This is a genomic window from Streptomyces sp. NPDC019937 (assembly GCF_040631655.1).
Taxonomy (GTDB): Bacteria; Actinomycetota; Actinomycetes; order Streptomycetales; family Streptomycetaceae; genus Streptomyces.
In genome coordinates this window covers 1,294-3,030 of sequence record NZ_JBEYAL010000102.1, presented here as the reverse complement: position 1 = coordinate 3,030, position 1,737 = coordinate 1,294, and the positions used below count along the sequence as shown (strand labels likewise).

General features: G+C 57.7%; 1 rRNA gene (only partly in view). It reads left to right on the top strand.

Features of this window, described 5'->3' with window-relative positions:
• Positions 1–33: 33 nt before the first annotated feature.
• Positions 34–1,737, top strand: a 23S ribosomal RNA gene (locus ABZ562_RS40990) (it continues 1,272 nt past the right edge of the window).

Sequence of the window (1,737 nt, the reverse complement as noted above, 5' to 3'; positions counted from 1 at the left end):
TTTGAGAACTGCACAGTGGACGCGAGCATCTGTGGCCAAGTTTTTAAGGGCGCACGGTGGATGCCTTGGCACCAGGAACCGATGAAGGACGTGGGAGGCCGCGATAGGCCCCGGGGAGCTGTCAACCGAGCTTTGATCCGGGGGTGTCCGAATGGGGAAACCCGGCAGTCGTCATGGGCTGTCACCCGCTGCTGAACACATAGGCAGTGTGGAGGGAACGCGGGGAAGTGAAACATCTCAGTACCCGCAGGAAGAGAAAACAACCGTGATTCCGGGAGTAGTGGCGAGCGAAACTGGATGAGGCTAAACCGTATGTGTGTGATACCCGGCAGGGGTTGCGCATGCGGGGTTGTGGGAGTGTGCTGGATCGGTCTGCCGGCCGGTCGGAGAGTCAGAAACCGTATGGGTAGGCGAAGGGCATGCGAAAGGCCCGGCGTAGAGGGTAAGACCCCCGTAGCTGAAATCTGTACGGCTCTCTTGCGTATTTCCCAAGTAGCACGGGGCCCGAGAAATCCCGTGTGAATCTGGCGGGACCACCCGCTAAGCCTAAATATTCCCTGGTGACCGATAGCGGATAGTACCGTGAGGGAATGGTGAAAAGTACCGCGGGAGCGGAGTGAAATAGTACCTGAAACCGTGTGCCTACAAGCCGTGGGAGCGTCGCGCAGAGACTTGTCTCTGCGTCGTGACTGCGTGCCTTTTGAAGAATGAGCCTGCGAGTTTGCGGTGTGTTGCGAGGTTAACCCGTGTGGGGAAGCCGTAGCGAAAGCGAGTCCGAATAGGGCGGTTTAGTAGCGCGCTCAAGACCCGAAGCGGAGTGATCTAGCCATGGGCAGGTTGAAGCGGAGGTAAGACTTCGTGGAGGACCGAACCCACCAGGGTTGAAAACCTGGGGGATGACCTGTGGTTAGGGGTGAAAGGCCAATCAAACTCCGTGATAGCTGGTTCTCCCCGAAATGCATTTAGGTGCAGCGTCGTGTGTTTCTTACTGGAGGTAGAGCACTGGATAGGCGATGGGCCCTACCGGGTTACTGACCTTAGCCAAACTCCGAATGCCGGTAAGTGAGAGCGCGGCAGTGAGACTGTGGGGGATAAGCTCCATGGTCGAGAGGGAAACAGCCCAGAGCATCGACTAAGGCCCCTAAGCGTATGCTAAGTGGGAAAGGATGTGGAGTCGCAGAGACAACCAGGAGGTTGGCTTAGAAGCAGCCATCCTTGAAAGAGTGCGTAATAGCTCACTGGTCAAGTGATTCCGCGCCGACAATGTAGCGGGGCTCAAGCGTACCGCCGAAGTCGTGTCACTGCAGCATGAGACCTAACGGTTGTTGTGGTGGGTAGGGGAGCGTCGTGTGCCGGGTGAAGCAGCGCCGGAAGGTAGTTGTGGACGGTTCACGAGTGAGAATGCAGGCATGAGTAGCGATACACACGTGGGAAACGTGTGCGCCGATTGACTAAGGGTTCCTGGGTCAAGCTGATCTGCCCAGGGTAAGTCGGGACCTAAGGCGAGGCCGACAGGCGTAGTCGATGGACAACCGGTTGATATTCCGGTACCCGCTTTGAAGCGCCCAATATCGAATCCTCTGATGCTAAGGCCGTGAAGCCGCCCTGATCTCTTCGGAGTTGAGGGGAGTGGTGGAGCCGCTGATCCAAGGTGGTAGTAGGTAAGTGATGGGGTGACGCAGGAAGGTAGTCCAGCCCGGGCGGTGGTTGTCCCGGGGTAAGGGTGTAGGACGTCCG